Source organism: Variovorax sp. GW823-FHT02B07, from assembly GCF_058797695.1.
On record NZ_JBXAJX010000004.1, the window covers coordinates 555,118 to 574,527 of the forward strand.

The following is a 19,410-nucleotide window of genomic DNA, read 5'->3' on the forward strand; positions in this document are numbered from 1 at the left end:
GCGCGGCACCGGCGTGACGAGCGGACAGCAAGACGCATGCGCCGCATGCGTCAGGCCGGTTTCACGCCTTGCGCACGAATTCCGACTTCAGCTTCATCGCGCCAATGCCATCGATCTTGCAGTCGATGTCGTGATCGCCGTCGATCAGGCGGATGTTCTTCGCCTTGGTGCCGACCTTCACGACCAGCGACGAGCCCTTGACCTTGAGGTCCTTGATGACGGTGACGGTGTCGCCGTCGCTCAACACGTTGCCGACCGAATCCTTAATGACCCGCGCCTCATCGGCCGCGCTTTCGGCGGCAGCGCCCGAGGCGGACCATTCGTGAGCGCATTCGGGGCAGACAAGGTTGAGGCCGTCTTCGTAGGTGAATTCCGAATGGCATTGGGGGCAAGGGGGCAGGGTGCTCACGGCGGTAGATGGGGTCCGTATCGGTGGAAGGGCGTGGATGTTAGCCCGCCCTCATGGAAGCAGGTCCTGTTGGTCCGCCCGCGTCACACCTCCGCACCCTCGACCAGAAAGCGCAGCCGGCGCACCCCTTGCCACTCGTCCGCATCGAGCCTGAACGCCAGCTTCACGCGCGGTGGCAGCGGCTCGGTGTGGCTGAACCAGATCGCGTCGATGGGCTGGCCCTGGTGCTTGAGCTTGAGCGCCAGGTGCTTCTCGCCCACCAGCCGCTGCGACACCACCTCGACCTCCTCGCTGAAGGTGGGTGGCGCGAAGCCCTGGCCCCAGACCTCGCGGTGCAGCGTGTCGACGAGGTCGATGCGCATGTACTCGCGGGCGATGGGCCCGTCGGTTTCGATCTGGCGCGTGAGCGCGGCCTCGGCCAGCCATTCGCCGGCGACCTGGGCCAGCGCGCGCTCGAAGACAGGAAAGTGCTCGCGCGCCACGGTGCAGCCCGCGGCCATCGCGTGGCCGCCGAAGCGCAGCAGCACGCCGGGATGGCGCTTGGCCACGAGGTCGAGCGCGTCGCGCAGGTGAAAGCCCGGGATCGAGCGGCCCGAGCCCTTCAGTTCCTGCTCCTTGCCGGGCGCCGCGCTGGCCGCGAACACGAAGGTCGGGCGATGGAAGCGGTCCTTGATGCGCGAGGCCACGATGCCCACCACGCCTTCGTGGAAGTCCGCGCCGAACACGCTGATGGCCGGCGGCGGCGCTTCCACGCCTTCGCCATCGGCCGCGAACAGCGACTCGGCCAGCAGCAGCGCCTGGTCGCGCATGCCGCCCTCGATGTCGCGCCGCTCGCGGTTGATGCCGTCGAGCATGCGGGCGAGTTCGTCGGCGCGGCCCGCGTCGTCGGTCAGCAGGCATTCGATGCCCAGCGTCATGTCGGCCAGCCGGCCGGCCGCGTTGATGCGCGGGCCGAGGGCAAAGCCGAAGTCGAAGGTCGTCGCGGCCGAGGCGGTGCGGCCCGCGGCCTTGAACAGCGCCGCCACGCCGGCCGGCATCGCGCCCGCGCGGATGCGGCGCAGGCCCTGGGCCACGAGGCGGCGGTTGTTGGCATCGAGCTTCACCACGTCGGCCACGGTGCCCAGCGCGACCAGCGGCAGCAGCGCATCGAGCTTGGGCTGCGTGGCGGTGTCGAACACGCCGCGCGTGCGCAGTTCGGAGCGCAGCGCGAGCAGCACATAGAACATCACGCCGACGCCGGCGATGCTCTTGCTTTCGAACTCGCAGCCGGGCTGGTTCGGGTTGACCATCACGTCGGCCAGGGGCAGCTCGGGGCCGGGCAGGTGGTGGTCGGTCACCAGCACCTGCAGGCCGCGCGCCTTGGCGGCGGCCACGCCCTCGACGCTGGCGATGCCGTTGTCGACGGTGATCAGCATGTCGGCGCCGGCCGCGGCCACGCGCTCGGCGATGGGCGGCGTCAGGCCGTAGCCGTCCACCACGCGGTCGGGCACGAGGTAGCTCACGTGCTTGCCGCCCAGCAGGCGCAGGCCGCGCACGCCGACCGCGCAGGCGGTGGCGCCGTCGCAGTCGTAGTCGGCCACGATGCACAGGCGCTTGTCCTGTGCGATGGCGTCGGCCAGCAGCACGGCGGCTTCGCGCGTGCCGCGCAGCGTGTCGGGCGGCAGCAGGCGCGCGAGGCCGTCGTCGAGCTCGTCCTTGCCGCGCACGCCGCGCGCGGCAAACAGGCGCGCCAGCAGCGGGTGCACGCCGGCCTGTTCCAGCGCCCAGACGGTGCGCGGCGGGATGTCCCGGGCAATGATCTTCATAGGGACTCCAGCACCTGCGTGGCGCGGTTGCGGTCGAACAGGCCCTTGGCCCAGCGGGCGAGGCCGCGCGGCTGCACGGTGAAAAGCTGTGCGCCGCGGTCGCCGCACAGCGAGAGCGCCACGTCGGCGCCGCGCGTCAGCTCAGCGAGCAGGCCGGCGACGGCGCCCGCATCCAAGGCCTGCCAGGCGGCGGCCCAGGCCAGGCCGTCGTCGCGCAGCGCGGCGTCGCGCAGCGCGAGCTCGACGACCGGCGTGCGCGAAAGGGGTGGCGAGGGCAAGTCGCCGTCCTTCAGGACGCCGGTGCCGCTGAGCCAGAACGAATTGATCGGCGGCACGCCGCGCGCGGTGCGCTCGTCGTTCACGCGCTGCGTGTACAGCAGCATCTGCATCTCGTTCTGCAGCCGGCGCAGCGGCCGCGAGGCATCGCCCAGCGGCGACCACTGCGAAATGGGGTACCCCACCGCGCGGTCGATGGAGGCCGTGGCCAGCCCGTCGAAGATGGGCGCGCGGGCGAGCCAGCGGCCCGGCGTGTCGGAGGGGTACAGCGCGATGCCGTCTTCCTCGAAGAACGGCTGCGCCACGGTCAGCAGGGCCATCGACTCGGCGGCGTCGATCTCGATGCCGCTCGGGTCGCCCAGCGCCACGTCGTCGATGCCGACCTGCCAGTTGCACAGCGTCACCAGGCCCCAGGCCTCGTGATCGCCGGGCGCGGCCAGGCCGGTCTTGCGGGCTTCGAGCGCGGCCCAGGGAATGCAGCCGTCGTCGGCGGGGGGCAGGCCGAGCGCGCGCGCCAGGGCGCGTTCGTGCGGCGGGGTGCGGGTGCTGTCGTCCTGCGTGTCGGTGTCGGCGAGCGTCAGGCGCAGCAGCAGGGTTTCGAGGTTCGGCAGCCGCAGGGTCGCGAGCGCCGCGCGGCAAGCCGGGGAACCGCGGCCGGCAAAGGGAATCAACAGATGACGTGGGAGAGGTTCGGCCATTTCCCTATTGTCCGGGATGCCACAATTCCACCGTATGACCTACCCCCTCGCTCCTCACCCCGAGTATTTGCCGCCCCCCGCGGGTGCGCCCATGCCCCTTGAGGCCACGGGGCGAGGCCGCTGATGCGATTCCCCTACGAACTGCAGCTCGGCTGGCGCTACACGCGCGCAGGCCGGGCCACGCGACGCAACGGCTTCATCTCCTTCATCTCCGGCGTGTCGATGCTCGGCATCGCGCTGGGCGTGGCGGCGCTGATCATCGTGCTCAGCGTGATGAACGGCTTCCAGAAGGAAGTGCGCGACCGCATGCTCAGCGTGGTGTCGCACATCGAGATCTTCTCGCGCGACGGCCAGGCCCTGCAGGACATCGACGCCATCATGGCCGACGCCCGCAAGAACCCCGAGGTGATCGGCGCAGCGCCTTTCATCAACACGCAGGCGCTGATCGCGCGCGGTGAAGACATGAAGGGCGCGATCGTGCGCGGCATCGACCCCGCGCTCGAGCCCGAGGTCACCGACACCGGCGGCATCGCCAAGGGCGGCACCTTCGACAAGCTGGTGCCGGGCGACTTCGGCATCGTGCTGGGCATCGAGCTGGCGCGCTCCATGTTCGTGCAGCCCGGCGACCAGGTCACGCTGGTGGCGCCGGGCGGACAGGTCACGCCGGCCGGCGTGGTGCCGCGCCTGAAGCAGTTCACCGTGGTCGGCGTGTTCGATTCGGGCCACTACGAGTACGACTCGGCGCTGGCGATGGTGCACGAGAAAGATGCCGCCAAGGTGTTCCGCCTCGAAGGCCCGACCGGCATCCGCCTCAAGCTGAAAGACCTGCACGAGGCGCGCGAGGTGGCCGACCAGCTCGCCGTCACGCTGCCGGGCCAGTTCCTCATCCGCGACTGGACGCGCCAGAACAAGACCTGGTTCGCGGCCGTGCAGGTCGAGAAACGCATGATGTTCATCATCCTCACGCTGATCGTCGCGGTGGCGGCCTTCAACCTCGTCTCGACGCTGGTGATGACCGTGACCGACAAGCGCGCCGACATCGCCATCCTGCGCACGCTGGGCAGCTCGCCGCGCAGCATCATGGCCATCTTCGTGGTGCAGGGCGCCATGGTGGGCGTGATCGGCACCGTGGGCGGCCTGCTGCTGGGCCTGGGCATCGCCTACAACATCGACGTGATCGTGCCCTTCCTGGAGCAGCTCTTCCACGCCAGCTTCCTGCCCAAGGACATCTACCTGATCAGCAAGATGCCGAGCGACCCGCAGCAAAGCGACATCATGCCGATCGCGATCATTTCCCTCATCCTGGCCTTCCTGGCCACGCTGTATCCGAGCTGGCGCGCCAGCCGTGTGAACCCCGCCGAGGCCCTGCGCTATGAGTGATGTCGTTCTCAAGGCCCGCGGCCTCACCAAGCGCTTCCACGAAGGCCGCATCGACCTCACGGTGCTGCACGGCGTCGACCTCGACGTGCACGCTGGCGAAACGCTGGCCATCGTCGGCGCGTCGGGCTCCGGCAAGAGCACGCTGCTGCACCTGATGGGCGGGCTCGACGCGCCCACCGCGGGCAAGGTCGAGCTGCTGGGCAAGGACATCGCGCATGCCGATGCCGCCGAGCAGGGCCGGCTGCGCAACCATCACCTGGGCTTCGTCTACCAGTTCCATCACCTGCTGCCCGAGTTCAGCGCGCTCGACAACGTCGCGATGCCGCTGAAGATCCGCCGCGTCGAGGCCGGCGAAGCGGCGCAGGCCGCGGCCAAGATCCTCGCCAGCGTGGGCCTGGGCGAGCGCCTGCACCACCGGCCGGCCGAGCTGTCGGGCGGCGAGCGCCAGCGCGTGGCCATTGCGCGCGCGCTGGTCACGCAGCCGGCCTGCGTGCTGGCCGACGAGCCCACCGGCAACCTCGACCGCAGCACGGCCGACGCCGTGTTCGCGCTGATGCTCGACCTGGCGCACCGGCACGGCACGGCTTTCGTGATGGTCACGCACGACCAGGACCTGGCCAAGCGCTGCGACCGCGTGCTGCAGCTGGTGGCGGGGCGGCTGGCGGGCTGAGCGTCGGTCAGCCGCTCGAGGGGCGTCCTCGGGCTTCCTGCGGCACGCGGGATGCGCGCCACGCGCCGGGGCGCAGGAAGGTCTGACGTTGCAACGAGACCGTCACACGCCGGTGACAGCATGCAAGTTTCCCGACTGGCGTGCGCTCCTTGCCGACTCGACTTTTCTCCCTGCCATGGCTTTCGCATCCTCACGTCGGGCGTGACGATGCGCGCGGCATCGTTGCGCCGCGAGGGTGAGCGAGGTGCACCCTGGGTTCGCGGGCTCGGCAGGCCGCAGCGTCGCACTCTGCGCGCTCGCGCTGTCGTGGCTGGCCGGCACGGCCTGGGCGAGCGACGGATCTGCATCACCGCTGCGTGAGGGCGAGGCCCCGGCCGGCGCGGTTCCAGGCGCGGGTGACGCCGCACTGGCGTTCGACATTCCCTCGCTTCCCTTGGCCGATGCGCTCAAGCGCTATGCCGCCGTCACGCGGCAGCCTGCACTCTTTCGCAGCGAAATCCTGGCCGGGCTGACGTCCTCCGCGGTGCGCGGGCTTTACGCCCCCGACACCGCGCTTGAACTGTTGCTGGAAGGCACGGGCCTGGTGGCCGAAAAGGTCCGCACGGGTTCGGCCGTCACGCTCGCGCTGAGGCCGGCGCAGGCCCGGGCGGAGGCCCCGCGCGCGGCCAGCCTGGGAAGCCTGGCGGGCTACCCCAGCCTGCTGCAGGCGCGGGTCTGGGAAGCGTTGTGCGACAACGCGCGCACGCGGCCGGGAACGTACCGGTCCTTGTTGCGCTTCGAGGTGGACGAGGGGGGCCAGCTTCGCCGGCCGCGCCTGCTCGGCCTGACTGGCGACGCGGCCCGCGACGCCGAGATGCTGGAGGTTCTGCGGGGCGTGCGCCTCGCGCATGCGCCGCCGCCGGACCTGCCGCAGCCTTTGACGCTGCTCATCCTGCCCACCGATGCGCGCGGCGGAACGCGCTGCCGCGAGGCGGCCGGCCGCTCGCCGTCCTGATCTGTCCATGGCCGAAGACGTCCGCCCCGTGCTCATGGACTACCTGTCCAGGCACTACGACGCCCTCAAGCGCCAGCTGGGCCGCGCGTTGCGCAATGCAGACCTGGCCGAGGACGCGCTGCACGACACCTGGCTGCGCGTGAACGACCAGGGCGGAAGCGACGCAGGGCCGATCCAGCGGCCGGGCGGCTATCTCGTGCGCATGGCGTTCAACATTGCGCTGGACATCCAGCGTCGCCAGAGCCGCAACCTGCCTTTCGAAGAAATCGATGCGCTGATGGAACTGGCCGACACGGCGCCGGGACCCGCTCGGATCGCCGAGGCGCGCTCGCAGCTGGACGCCGTGATCAAGCTGCTGGACCGCATGCCGGCGCGGCGGCGCGAGGTCGTCGTGCTCGTGCACATGGAGGGACTGACGCAGCCCGAAGTGGCCCGGCGCCTGGGCATTTCCCTGCGCACCGTCGAATACGAACTCAAGCATGCGCACGACTACCTGAGTGCCCGGATGGCCCATGACAAAAAATAGTTGCGGGATCGGTGCGGCCCGTTCGTCGTACGGAGTGAAGAATCGAATCACCCTGGCGCTCGCAGCGGGCCGAGGCCCCAAAGAAGGGCCGCGGCCGTGATGCACGACCCCCTGACGGCACCCGCCGACGATCCTGTCCTCGCGGCCGACACGACGCGGCACGAGGCCTGGGAGTGGCTGCGGCTGTTGCATTCGGGTGCCGTCAAGCCGCAGGACGCCCAGCGCTTCAAGCACTGGCTGGCGTGCAGCCCGGCGCACGCGGCGGTCTTCAAGGAGGCCAAGTCGCAATGGGTCGTGCTCGGTCAGGCCTCTGCCGGCGTGCTTCGCACCAATGCCGATGCGGCGGCGTTTCATGCGCGCCACCAGCCCCGACCGGTGCTCGCGCGCCGCGCCTTCCTCGGTGCGGCAGCGGGCGCGGCGGCCATGGCCGGTGTCGCGGGCGTGGCGGTGTTCCATCCGTCCGCGGGCTTGTGGCCCGCGCCGGCGGGATCGGGTGCCGACTACCGCACTGCCACCGGCGAGCAACTGGAGGTGGGCCTCACCGAGCGGGTGCAGGTCACCCTGAACACCCAGACCCGCATCCGGCGCCGCACGGTGGACGGCCGGACGACCGGCGTCGACCTGCTCGAGGGCGAGGCCGCGTTCGATCTGTCGTCGGCCAGCGGCGCACGGCCCTTCGGCGTCGTGGCCGGGGCGGGCCGCAGCCTGGCCGAGTCGGGGCGTTTCGAGGTCCGCTACCTGGACGCCAAGGTGTGCGTGACCTGCATCGAAGGCGCGGTGCGCGTGGAGCACCCCGCGGGTGCGCGTGAGCTGCGCGCGCGCCAGCAGACGGTGTACGACGGCACGTCGGTGAGCAGCGTGGCGCTGGTCGGCGCTGCCAACCTGTCGGCCTGGCGCAAGGGCGAGCTGGTGTTCACGCAGGCCCGGTTGTCCGACGTGCTCGACGAGATCAACCGCTACCGGCGCGGCCGCGTGGTGCTGATGAACACGGCCGCGCGCAGCCGCCTGGTCACCGGGAGCTTCTACATCGCATCGCTCGACCTGGCGCTGGTGCAGCTGCAGCATGCCTTCGATCTCGACGCCCGTTCGTTGCCGGGCGGGTTGACCGTTCTCAGCTGAATCGGACGGCCGTGGTGCGCGGCCTGAAAAATAAGTTGCGGGGTCGTGGGGCGCCCGTTCGTCGTAGTGCATCGACTCAACTTTCCGGCGGAAACGACTCATGAGCACACGCGGGCCCCTCACACCGATCCACGCAACGAAGGCGCGCAACCGGCGGCAGGCGCGGCGCTTTCGCATGGCGCCGATCGCGCGCGCCATTGCCATGACGCTGGCGGCCAACAGCGCACTGGTGCTCGATGCCCAGGCCCAGCAGGCCTTCAGCGGCGCCTGGTTCGCCAACAAGAGCGCGGTGCAGAACACCGCCTCGGCGACGGGCCGCCTGCCCAACGGCATGCCGGCATCGATGCTGACCAACCCGCTGGAGCAACGCAAGGCCGGCGAACAGTTGCAGCGCTCCATGGGCAACCTGAACATGGCGGCGCGTTCCATTGCCGCGCAACAGGCGGCGCAGGCGGCCGCACGCGAGGCCGCATCGAACGGGGGCTCGGACATCCCCGACGGCCTGGCCGACGGCGGGCTCAAGGTCGATACGAACAGCCTCACCGCAGGCTGGCTCAATGCCAGGGCGCCGGTGCAGACCGCGGCGGGCGGCCGCACCGTGGTCGGCATCGAGCAGACCGACGACAAGGCGATCCTGAACTGGGAGAGCTTCAACGTCGGGAAGCACACCACGGTGCAGTTCGACCAGAAGGGCGGCGCCAAGCCCGACGGCACCAACGCATGGATCGCGCTGAACCGCATCAACGACCCGAGCGGCCGCCCCAGCCAGATCGCCGGGCAGATCAAGGCCGACGGCTCGGTGTACCTCATCAACCGCAACGGCATCGTCTTCACCGGCTCCAGCCAGGTGGACACGCGCTCGCTGGTCGCGTCCAGCCTTGCGCTGTCGGACAAGCAGTTCAAGCTGGGCATCAACAACCCGCAGGTGCTCACCAACCAGGGCAACGATTTCCCGATTCCCCAGTTCGGTGAGTTCACCTCCCAGCGGCCCCTGATCTACGGCGACGCGGGTTTCAAGCCCGGCGTCGGCGGCGCGCCCGACAAGATGGGCGACGTGGACCGCTTCGTTCCCGGTGCGGCGCCCGGCGAAGTGCGTGTCGACGCAGGTGCGCAGCTGGCGGCGAACAGCGGCGGCAAGGTCATGCTGTTCGCGCCCAAGGTGCGCAACGAGGGCCGCATCTCGGCGCCCGACGGCCAGGTCATCCTCGCGGCCGGCGAGAACATCTACCTGAAGACGCCATCGACGCAGGACCCGAACGCGCCCCGCGGCCTCGACGTGGCCGCTTCGGCAGTGCCCGGTTGGGCTTTCACCGGCGGGCAGGTGTGGGGCGCGCTCAAGCTCTCGCCGGTCTATGCCGACGCCAACTTCGTCGCCGGCCTGCGCGATGTCGTCATGCCCGAGATGGCGGCGCGCGCCAAGGCGGTCGGCTACGAGGTGGTCAACACCGGCACCGTGCAGGCCGACCGCGGCAACATCACCCTGCAGGCGCAGGACGTGCGGCAGTCGGGCGTGCTCAGCGCAACCACCGCGTTGAACAACCGCAACGGCTCGATCCTGCTGCGCGCCTGGGGCCTGGGCTCGCACATGTACGCCGATGGCGTGAACGACCTGATCAACTGGTCGGCCGGCACGCTCACGCTGGGCGAAGGCAGCATTTCGCAGGTATTGCCCGACGCCTCGGACACGAGCGAGATCGAGGCATCGGCGCTTGCCACGCGCTACCAGCCGGGCCGCGTGAGCCTTTACGGGCAACTGATCGACATCCGCTCGAAGGCCGGCGTGCTGGTGCCGGCGGGAACCATCAAGCTCGAGTCGGCGGTCAATCCGATGTTCACGCTGTTCCCTTACTTCAAGCCGGGCAGCCTGCGCGACGCGAGCCGCATCTACGTGGACAACGATGCGTTCCTCAGCGTGGCCGGCCTGCAGGGCATGCAGGTGGCCATGTCGCGTAACTTCGTCGAGGCCGAACTGCGCATCAACGAACTGCGCGACTCGCCCATGCAGCTCGACGCGTGGGTGCGCGGCAAGAAGGTAGTCGTCGACCGGCGCGTGAGCGGCGTGTTCAAGGACGGCCCGATGGCGGGCGTGCAATGGGTGCTGGGCCCCGACGGCGCCACCTACATTCCCGGTGCCTGGGTGGGCACGCCGCTGGGCGACGTGAGCGGCTGGGTGGGCGTGGGCAAGACCGACCTGGGCGAGCTCTCGGCCAACGCGGGCAGCATCGAGATGCGCTCGGGCGGCTCGGTGATCACGCGCACAGGATCCATGCTGGACGTGTCCGGAGGCTCGGTGCGCTACACCGACGGCATGAACACCGCGACCAAGCTCATGGGCGCCGACGGCCGCGTGCACACCATGGACCGGGCCATGTCCGACACCGACTACACCGGCATCGCGGGCGAGTTCACCCACCAGCATGCGCGCTGGGGCGTGAAGACCACCTGGCGCACGCCGCTCATCGGCGCCGACTACAAGGAAGCCGGCTACACCGAAGGGCGCAAGGCCGGCGCCGTGCAGATCTACGCGGGCGACACCATGGTGCTCGAGGGCGACATGCTGGGCGGCGTGGTGGTGGGCGAGCGCCAGTCGAAGAACCCGGGTGGCAACAAGGGCGGCCGGCTGCAGCTGGGCGAGAACTCGCCGGATGGCCGGCCGTGGTCGCCGGGCACCATCATCGTCAGCCACGACCCGAAGCGGCTCGCGCAGGACTTCGATGCGAACACGAAGCTCGGCGACGACTTCTATGTGCAGCTGAAGCCGGGCGAGCAGAAGTCGCGCAAGCTCACCTTCCTGTCGGACGACATGCTCAGCAATTCGGGCATGGGCACCATCGTGCTGAACCACATCAACGGCGACTTCGAACTTTCGAGCGGCGCGGCGCTGAACCTGTCGCCGGGCGCGTCGCTCTCGGTGGCCGGCACCGAAGGCTCGACCAACGACATCCGCATCAACGGACTGATCCGCGTGCCGGGCGGACAGATCGGGCTTTCGTCGGCCTACGGAAAAGTGGAGCTCGGCGAGCAGGGCCGGCTGGACGCCAGCGGCCAGTGGATCAACACCTGGCGCGACGGCGCACTGCGCGGCGCCTGGGCGCTGGACGGCGGCGCGATCACGGTGATTGCCGGAAAGATCGTGGCCCACAAGGATGCCGTGCTCGACGTATCGGGCGGTGGCCGCGCGGACCCCGGCAAGCAGGGCCTGCCGACGCTGCGCGTGGGCAATGCGGGGTCCATTTCGCTGGCCGGCGTGACGCCCGACCTCGACCTGGACGCACTGAACATGCGCGCCCATGCGGCGGGCTCGGCGGGCAGCCTGTCGATCCAGACCGCCTCGGCGGTGCAGATCGGTGGCGTGCCGCCCGTTTCGCCGCCGGACGAAGCCGGGGCCACTTCGGCCTCCTCGGTGGTGATGCTGCCGCCCACGCTCTTCGGCGAGCGCGGATTCGGCAACGTCACGGTCTCGGTGCGCGGCGAAGGCAAGGGCATCGTGGTGCCCGAAGGCGTGGTGGTGTCGCAGCAGGCCACGAGCATCGACCTGAACAACTTCACCTGGCGCGACCTGCCGAGCGGCCGCAACCTGGCCGAGGCAGCGCCCCTGGGCATGCTGAGGCCCGACGAACGCGCGGCGCGAAGCCCCGCGGCGCTGTCGCTCGGCACCGAGAACGGCCCGGTTCGCATCGCGCGGGGCGCCAGCGTGCGCACCGACACCGGCGGCAGCCTGTCGCTGAACGCCGGCGGCGAACAGGGCGTGCTGACGGTCGGCGGGCGCCTTGACGCACCGGCGGGCCGCATTGGGCTGAGCGGTGCCACGGTGGTTCTCGAAGCCGGCGCCGAGCTGCTGGCGCGCGGCGTGCCGCTGATCCGCATCGACAGCAGCAGCGGCCGCCGCGTGGGCGAGGTGCGCGACGGCGGCACGGTGAGCATCCTGGCGGGCGACATGCGGCTGGAGAAAGATGCGCTCATCGACGTGTCGGGCGCCACCGGCACGATCGACGGCGTGCCCGATGCCGGCCCCTCGGGCACGCGCGTGCCCCGGCCCGCACCGGAGATCCGGCTGGACAGCAATGGCGGCCTGATCGAAATCACGGGCAAGGGCCTGATCGAAAGCACGATGGTGGGCAAGGCGGGCGGGCCCAACGGCATCGGCGGGCGCATCCGCCTGAACATGACCGCGACATCGGGCCCGACAGGCTCGCCGCTGGAGCAACTGCAACGCGTGCTGCAAGACCCGGACTGCGTGGGCCTGGCGGTGGACGGCGTGTGCAGCGACTGGCGGCAGGGCGTGGACTACGACTGGGCGCCCGGCCTGCGCAGCTACGGCTACGAGATCGACGGGCCGATGATCCTGTCGTCGGCGCTGCTCGCGAAGCTGGCGGACGTGAAGGAGCTGGTGGTGTCCGACCGGCTGGGCCTGCCCGGCGCGAACGGCGCGCTCGATGCGGCGCAGTTCGGCCTGACGCCGCAGGCGCTGGACCTGTTCCGCGACGCGCTCTTTTCGAGCGACCTGCTGCGCGACCTGCTGAACAAGCCCGGCCAGGTGTCCACGCTGACGGTGCGTCCGCAGGCCTTCAAGGACGGCGGCTTTGCCGACCTCTCGCTGGTGAATGCGACACAGGGCGCGATTCGCCTGGACAACGCGAACCTCGCGCTGGGCCGCTCGATCTGGCTGCAGGGGCCGATCGTCGGGCACGCGGGCACGTCGTCGTCGCTGCGCGCGCCACGCATCGTGCTGTCGGCCGTGCCTGCCGCCTCACCTGAAGCGCCGGTATCGTTGGCAGGGGCGGGGCAGCTCACCGTGGCCGGCTCGCTGATCGACATCTCGGCATCGGAAGACCCGACCCAGTTCCAGGCCGGCGCCGTGCGCATCGGCGGCTTCGGCCGCACGGTGCTCGAAGCCGGAGAGATTCGCATGGGCGGCGCGCTGCCTTCGCCGATCAATGAAGAAACCCGGCTGCAGGTCAACCTCGACGTGGACGGGCAGCTGGTGCTGAACGCCGGCCAGGTGTACCCGACCACCGCGATGACCGGCGTGATCCGCGCCGGCGATTCCATCACCGTCGAGCGCCTGGGCGATGCCGGCAGCGCACCGCTGTCGGCCGGCGGCAGCCTGCGCCTGGAAGCACCGGTGATCGCGCAGAACGGTGTGCTGCGCGCGCCCTTCGGCCAGATCGAGCTGAACGCCGGCGAGCGCCTGTCGCTGGGCGCGGGCAGCCTCACCTCGGTGTCGGGCGCCGGAATGACCGTGCCCTTTGGCACGCTGTCCAACAACGAGCACTGGCACGACCCGTCGAAGGCGGTCGATCCCACCAATCCGTCGACTGGCTCGCTGGTCGCGCCGCCTGAAAAACGCATCACCATGAAGTCGCCCGACGTGGCGCTGGCGCGTGGCGCGGTGGTGGACATCGCGGGCGGCGGCGACCTGCATGCCTCCGAATTCGTGCCGGGCCCGGGCGGCTCGCACGACATGCTGAACATGCCCGGCATGTACGCGATCCTGCCGGGGCAGGCCGGCGCGGCTCCCGCTGGCGGTGCCGCGGCGGGCCAGCGTGTCTGGCTCGCCGGCGGCCCCGGTCTGGCGGCCGGCTGGTACACGCTGCTGCCCGCGCGCTATGCGCTGCTGCCCGGCGCCTTCGCGGTGCAGGCAACGGGCAAGGCCTGGGGCGGCGCACTCGCACCCGCCACCCGCGCACCGGACGGCAGCCTGGTCATGCAGGGCAAGGCCGGCAACGCCTACGGCGGCAACCAGGACGTGCAGGCTTCGGCCTGGCGCGTGATGTCCGGCGCCGTGCTGCGGCGCTACTCCGAATACAACGAGGCCACGGCCAACGACTTCTTCTCGTCCGAGGCCTTCAAGCTCACGCAGTACCGCCTGACCGGCCAGAACGTCGTCACGCCGCGCCTGCCGCGCGACGGCGGCGCGGTGGTGTTCGACGCCGACCGCCGGCTGGTGCTGGACGGCACGCTGCGCTCGGCACCCGACGAGGGCGGGCGCGGCGGGCTGGTCGACATTGCCGGCAAGAAGATCGCCATCGTCGGCAGCGGGCAGGACAGCGCCAGCCTGCAGGCCGACGGCTACCTTGTCATCGATGCGGCGAGCCTGTCGAACTTCGGCGCGGGCAGCCTGCTGGTGGGCGGCAAGCGCAAAGGCAACGCGCTCGGCCTGGAGCTGGACGTGACCGCGACCGACATCGTGGTGCGCAACAACGAGGGCTCCGAGCTGTCCGGCCCCGAGATCATCCTGGCCGCCAGCGACAAGGTGGCCATCGAAGGCGGAAGCCGTGTGAGCGCGAAGGGCGCGGGCGGGCGCGGCGCGGGCAACCTGGTCATGAAGCCGCGGGTGGCGGCGGTCTACGCCGACCCGGACGGCAACCTGGACGACAACTTCGATGGCGTGATCGACGCCAAGGACGCGGTGGACGACGTGCTCGTCTCGGCCGCCAGGGACTGGGGCGCGCTGGTGCGCGTGGCCACCGGCGACGCGGTCAAGGTCATCCGCCAGGGCGTGGACACCTCGCGCGGCGGGCTGGTTTCCATCGGTGCGGGTGCCATCGTCAACGGCGATGCGGCCTTGCTGATCGACGCCACGCGCACGACGGAACTGGCGGCCTCGGCGCAGATCGCGGGCACAGACCTGTCGGTGGCGGCCGGCCGCATCGGCTTCGGCGGCGGCACCGAAGGCATGGTGCTGGACAGCGGCGCGCTTGCGCAGCTGGGCCGTTCGACGCGCCTGACGCTGCGCAGCTACACCGACTTCGACTTCTACAGCTCGCTCGACCTGGGCGCGGCCGGCCTGAAATCGCTGACCTTCGACGGCGGCGCATTCGTGGGCCGCGGCGCGGGCGACGTGACGATCAAGGGCGACAGCATCGCGCTCGTCAACAGCGGCGGGGGCGGCACCGGCGTGCCCGCCGCCGGCGGTGCGGGCGGCTTCACGCTGGACGCGGCCACGCTGGTGCTGGGCGCGGGCCAGAAGACGTTCTCGGGCTTCGGCGCGGTGACGTTGGCGGGCCGCAACGCGATCATCGGCGAGGGCGCGGGCGGCATCGACACGGGCGCGTCGCCGCTCACGCTGAACACGCCGCTGCTGACCGGCCGCGGCGGCGCGGCGCAGTCGATTGCCACGGGCGGCGCCTTGCAGGTCGTCGCTTCGGCGCAAGGCGAGGCCGCGTCGTTCGACCCGCAGGAAAGCCTGGGCCTGCGCCTGGCCCTCAGCGGGCGCAGCATCGCCTTCGACGGCAGGGCGGTGGCGCGTGGCGGCAGCATCGACATGACGGCGACCGGCGGCAGCCTGGTCGTGGCGCGCGGCGCCACCATCGACGTGAGCGGCTCCGCCAAGCAGTTCTTCGACGTGGCCGAATACGCGGACGCGGGCCGCATCGGCCTGTCGGCGGTGGGCGGCGACGTGCGGCTGGAGGCCGGCAGCCGGCTCGACCTGGCCGCCCACCCGAGGGGCGGCGACGCCGGCACGCTGAGCCTGGCGGCTTCGCAGGGCGGCACGGTGGTGCTCGACGGCCTGATCGCGGCGCAGGCGGGAGGCAATGGCGGCAAGGCCGGCAGCTTCGCGCTCGACATCGAGGCGCTGCCCGATTTCGCCGGCGTGAGCCAGCGGCTGAACGACGCCGGCTTCAACCGCTCGCGCCAGTTCCGCATCCGCCAGGGCAACGTGGCACTGGGCGGCTTCACGCAGGTGGAAGACTTCGGCCTCACTGCGGACCGGGGCAGCATCGACATCTCGGGCACGGTGGATGCGCGCTCGGCCTACGGCGGGGCCATTCGCATCACCGCCGGCAACGGCGTGGCAATGCAGGCCGGCGCGCAACTGCTCGCCGGTGCCACCGGCAGCCTGGGCAACGGCCGCGTCACGCTCGAAGCGGCGGGCGGGCAGCTCAACCTGCAAGGCGGCCTGATCGACGTGGCCGGCAACGAAGGCGGCAAGGTGCGCCTGCGCGCGCAGCAGAACGCCACGCACGACGACGTCGCGGTCAGCGCGCTGAACGTTGCCGTGAACGGCGCGCGCTCGGCGGTGCTCGAAGGCGTGAGCGTCTACGACGTGAAGGACTACGACGGCGCCACGGTCGATTCGGTCAAGCCCGACGCCATTGCCGATGCCGCGCGTTTCAGGGCCGCATCGGGCGGGGTGGCGGCACGGCTGGGCACCGGGCTGGCCGTGATGCCCGGCATCGAGGTCCGCAGCGCGGGCGACCTCGCGTTGAACAGCGACTGGAATCTTTTCAGCGATTTCTCCGGCGCGCGCGAAGGCACGCTGACCTTGCGCGCGGGCGGCAACCTCGCCATCAACGGCCACCTGAGCGATGGCTTCGACGCGGCCGACCGCAGCGGCCGGCTGCAGGCGGGCCCGTCGTGGAACCTGCGGCTGGTGGCCGGCGGCGAACTGGCCTCGGCCGATGCGATGGCGCTCAAGCCGCTCGCGGCGCAGGCCGCGGGCAAGGGGTCGATCACCGTGGGCACGGCCAACACCGCCGTGCCCACCGACATCGACCCGAAGCCTGACAACGGCGCGGGCAAGCTCGTGCGCACCGGCACCGGCGACCTCGAAGTGCGCGCGGGCCGCGACCTCACGCTGGCGCACAAGGAATCGGTGATCTACACCGCCGGGCGCAAGGACACGACGGTGTGGAGCGACTTCTCCACCGCCAACCCGAACGCCAGCTACGGCGTGGAAGGCGGCAACCTTGCCATCGGCGCGCAGGGCAGCATCGAGGCCGCGCCGTCGGGCCAGCACTTCACCGAATGGCTCAACCGGCAGGGCACGCTCAATGCCAAGCGCTTCTTCGGCGAATACACCAACGGCGAAAACGGCTGGAACCCCGACGGCGTCTACGGCCCCGTCATTCACGCGCCCGAGCAGTCGAGCTGGTGGATCGACTACGGGCGCTTCCAGCAGGGCGTGGGCGCGCTGGGCGGCGGCAACGTCAGCGTGGAAGCCGGCGGCGACCTGCGCAACCTGCTGGTCGCGTTGCCGACCCACATGCGCATGCGCGGCGGCCGCTCCGCCAGCGAGGCCATGGCTATGGAAATGCGCAACGGCGGCGCCATGTCGGTGCAGGCCGGCGGCGCGATCCGCGGCGGCCAGTACTACGTGGCGCGCGGCGCGGGCGACATCCGCGCCGGCGAAACGGCGGTCGGCCACACGGTGACGATAACCCGCGACGACAGCGGCGGCGGCTTGACGAAGAGCAGCTACACCGTGGCGCCGATCCTCGCGCTGGGCGACGCCACGCTGAGCCTGCGCACGGCCGGTGACCTGCGCCTGCAGACGGTGGTCGATCCGCTGCTGGTGACCTACGGCGAGGGCCTGCGAGGCGACGGACAGGTGCTGAACTACGGCGCCTACATGAGCGGCTACACCGACCGCAGCGCGCTGCGGCTGGTGTCGACCGGCGGCAACATCACCTTCGTGAACCGGACCGAGTTCATCTTCCGCGACCTGCTGCTGCGCTGGGTCGAGAAGGACACGCTGGTGGGCTTCGGCGGCAACCGGTATCCGGCGCGCTTTTCGGCGGCCGCCCTGAACGGCGGCATTGCCATCGACGGGCCGCTGTACGTGCTGCCGGGCACCACCAACGACGTGCGAGTGGTCGCGAAGAACGACATCCGCTTCGACGCGCCGCTCGTCATGGCCTACGCCACGCCCGCGATGATGCCCACGGGCTACATGCCGGCCGGCGCGGGCTCGCCGTTCAGCCAGATGAACATGGAGGACATGCTCGACAACCTGATCGAGCGGGCACTGGCCTCGCCGGTCAACAACACGTACCTGCGCACCGTGAACAACCCCGAGGTGCTGCCGCTGGCCAACGACTTCGAGCCCAGCCGCATCTATGCATCGCAGGGCTCCATCGTGGGGCTCGACGTGAAGGCCAACGAGCAGACCTGGGTGCGCGCGGGCACCGACATCCGCGGCCTGCGGCTGGCGGGCCGCAACCTGCGTGGGTCCGACGTCACGCTGCTGGAGGCGGGCAACGACATCCTGGCGATGCAGAGCACGGCGCGGCTGGACCCGAACAACGATCTCTCGGTGGGCCTGACCGGCAACATCGAGATCCAGGGCCCCGGCACGCTGGTGCTGGCCGCCGGTCGCGACCTGTACGCCGACAACCTGCAGGTGCAGACGCTGGGCAACCAGCGCTACGACAGGAACAACCGCGCGCTGCCCGAGACGCAGGTCAAGGGCCTGCCGGAACACGGCGCCGCCATCACCGCCATGGCCGGGCTGAACCACGCCGTGGGCTACGACGCGTTCACGGCCGCCTACCTCGATCCGTCGAAGGTCGCGTCCATGCCCGACTACCTGAAGACCCGGGGCGCGGACGGCAGCGTGCTGCCCATCTACCTGGTGGACCAGGTCGAAACGCGCGCAGGCGGGCAGGAAAAAACCGTGCGCCGCGGCCTCGTCTCGTTCATGTCGGACATGACCGGCGAAAAGCTGGAGCCGCTCGAAGCCTGGGCGCGCTTCCAGAAATTGCCCCAGCTTGCGCAGCAGCAGTTCCTGCGGCAGGTGTACCTGCTCGAACTGCGCGAAGCCGGGCGCGACCAGAACGAGCCGGGCACCGGCGGCCTGCCGCGCAACGGCGGCTACAACCGCGGCTACACGGCCATCGAGACGCTGTTCCCGGGCGACACATGGAAGGGCGACGTGGCGGCCAACAAGCTGATGCTGCGCACCATGGCCGGCGGCGACATCGACGTGCTCACGCCCGGCGGCGGCCTGCAGGTGGCGGCGCTGGGCGCCGCAGTGCCGGCCGGCTACGGTCTGGTGACGCTGGCGTCGGGGCACATCGGCATTGCGGCCAGGAACGACGTCACCGTGAACCAGTCGCGCATCCTGTCGTTCGTGCCCGAGGTCACGAAGCAGGGCAGCGACCAGATCATCTGGTCCACCGTCGGCGACATCGACGCCGGGCGCGGCGCCAAGACCTTGCGCGTGCCATCGGCGCCCGAGGTGTCCACCGACCTGGACGGCGTGACAGTGATCCGCGAGAAGTCGGACATGAGCGGCAGCGGCATCGGCACCGTGGGCGACGGCGACGTCGACCTGGTGGCACCGCGCGGCACCGTGAACGCCGGCGATGCGGGCTTGCGCGTGGCGGGCAACCTGAACATTGCGGCGCTGCAGGTGCTCAACGCGGACAACATCCAGGTCAAGGGCGAGACCAAGGGCCTGCCGGTGATCGCGTCGGTGAACATCGGCGCGCTCACCAATGCGAGCGCTGCCGCTGCGCAGGCGACGGCCGCCGCGCAGGACGCGGTGCAGCGCGAGCGCGCGGCCGCGCGGCAGGCGCTGGCGTCGGTCTTCACGGTGCGCGTGCTCGGCTTCGGCAACGAGCCCGCACAAGAGGGGCGCGACGCGCCGGCGCCGCGGTCGGGACTGCAATCCGGGGCGCAGGTCGACTACGACCCGCAGAACCCCGTGCAGGTGGTGGGCATGGGCCGCAAGATCGACCCCAGGCACTGGGCCGCCCTGAGCAGCGACGAGCGTCGTCGCCTGCAGCAGGACCGCTAGGCGGGCAGG

General features: G+C 70.8%; 9 protein-coding genes. 6 read left to right on the forward strand and 3 right to left on the reverse strand.

The window, feature by feature from the left end; translation table 11 throughout:
• Positions 1 to 61: 61 nt before the first annotated feature.
• From AC1RGU_RS23380 to AC1RGU_RS23390, 3 genes are all read right to left on the reverse strand, one after another.
• On the reverse strand, positions 62 to 409 hold the full coding sequence (locus tag AC1RGU_RS23380; protein ID WP_070059896.1) for a zinc ribbon domain-containing protein YjdM: 348 nt from the start codon (positions 407 to 409) through the stop codon (positions 62 to 64).
• An 83-nt stretch (positions 410 to 492) separates the two neighbouring features.
• Positions 493 to 2,214 carry a single-stranded-DNA-specific exonuclease RecJ gene (gene recJ / locus AC1RGU_RS23385; protein WP_062473697.1) on the reverse strand — a complete coding sequence of 574 codons (1,722 nt, stop codon included), beginning with the start codon at positions 2,212 to 2,214 and terminating at the stop codon, positions 493 to 495.
• Complete coding sequence (locus tag AC1RGU_RS23390; RefSeq protein WP_492697778.1) at positions 2,211 to 3,188, reverse strand: hypothetical protein; 978 nt, start codon at positions 3,186 to 3,188, stop codon at positions 2,211 to 2,213. Before AC1RGU_RS23390 ends, recJ begins: the two co-directional genes overlap by 4 nt.
• A 123-nt stretch (positions 3,189 to 3,311) precedes the next feature.
• Between AC1RGU_RS23390 and AC1RGU_RS23395 the strand changes: the two genes are divergently transcribed.
• From AC1RGU_RS23395 to AC1RGU_RS23420, 6 genes are all read left to right on the forward strand, one after another.
• The gene (locus AC1RGU_RS23395; protein ID WP_492697777.1) at positions 3,312 to 4,568 is read left to right on the forward strand and encodes a lipoprotein-releasing ABC transporter permease subunit; all 1,257 of its coding nucleotides are present in this window, start codon (positions 3,312 to 3,314) and stop codon (positions 4,566 to 4,568) included.
• Entirely contained in the window at positions 4,561 to 5,238 is a 678-nt protein-coding gene (lolD, locus tag AC1RGU_RS23400) for a lipoprotein-releasing ABC transporter ATP-binding protein LolD (protein ID WP_492697775.1), read from the forward strand. Before AC1RGU_RS23395 ends, lolD begins: the two co-directional genes overlap by 8 nt.
• A gap of 235 nt (positions 5,239 to 5,473) precedes the next feature.
• The gene (locus AC1RGU_RS23405; RefSeq protein ID WP_492697774.1) at positions 5,474 to 6,232 is read left to right on the forward strand and encodes a TonB-dependent outer membrane receptor; all 759 of its coding nucleotides are present in this window, start codon (positions 5,474 to 5,476) and stop codon (positions 6,230 to 6,232) included.
• Between the two features lie 7 nt (positions 6,233 to 6,239).
• On the forward strand, positions 6,240 to 6,758 hold the full coding sequence (locus AC1RGU_RS23410; RefSeq protein ID WP_307584202.1) for an RNA polymerase sigma factor: 519 nt from the start codon (positions 6,240 to 6,242) through the stop codon (positions 6,756 to 6,758).
• Between the two features lie 99 nt (positions 6,759 to 6,857).
• The gene (locus tag AC1RGU_RS23415; RefSeq protein ID WP_492697773.1) at positions 6,858 to 7,877 is read left to right on the forward strand and encodes a FecR family protein; all 1,020 of its coding nucleotides are present in this window, start codon (positions 6,858 to 6,860) and stop codon (positions 7,875 to 7,877) included.
• A 100-nt stretch (positions 7,878 to 7,977) separates the two neighbouring features.
• Positions 7,978 to 19,401, forward strand: coding sequence for a filamentous hemagglutinin family protein (locus AC1RGU_RS23420; protein ID WP_492697771.1), 11,424 nt, complete (start codon positions 7,978 to 7,980; stop codon positions 19,399 to 19,401).
• Positions 19,402 to 19,410 lie beyond the last annotated feature (9 nt).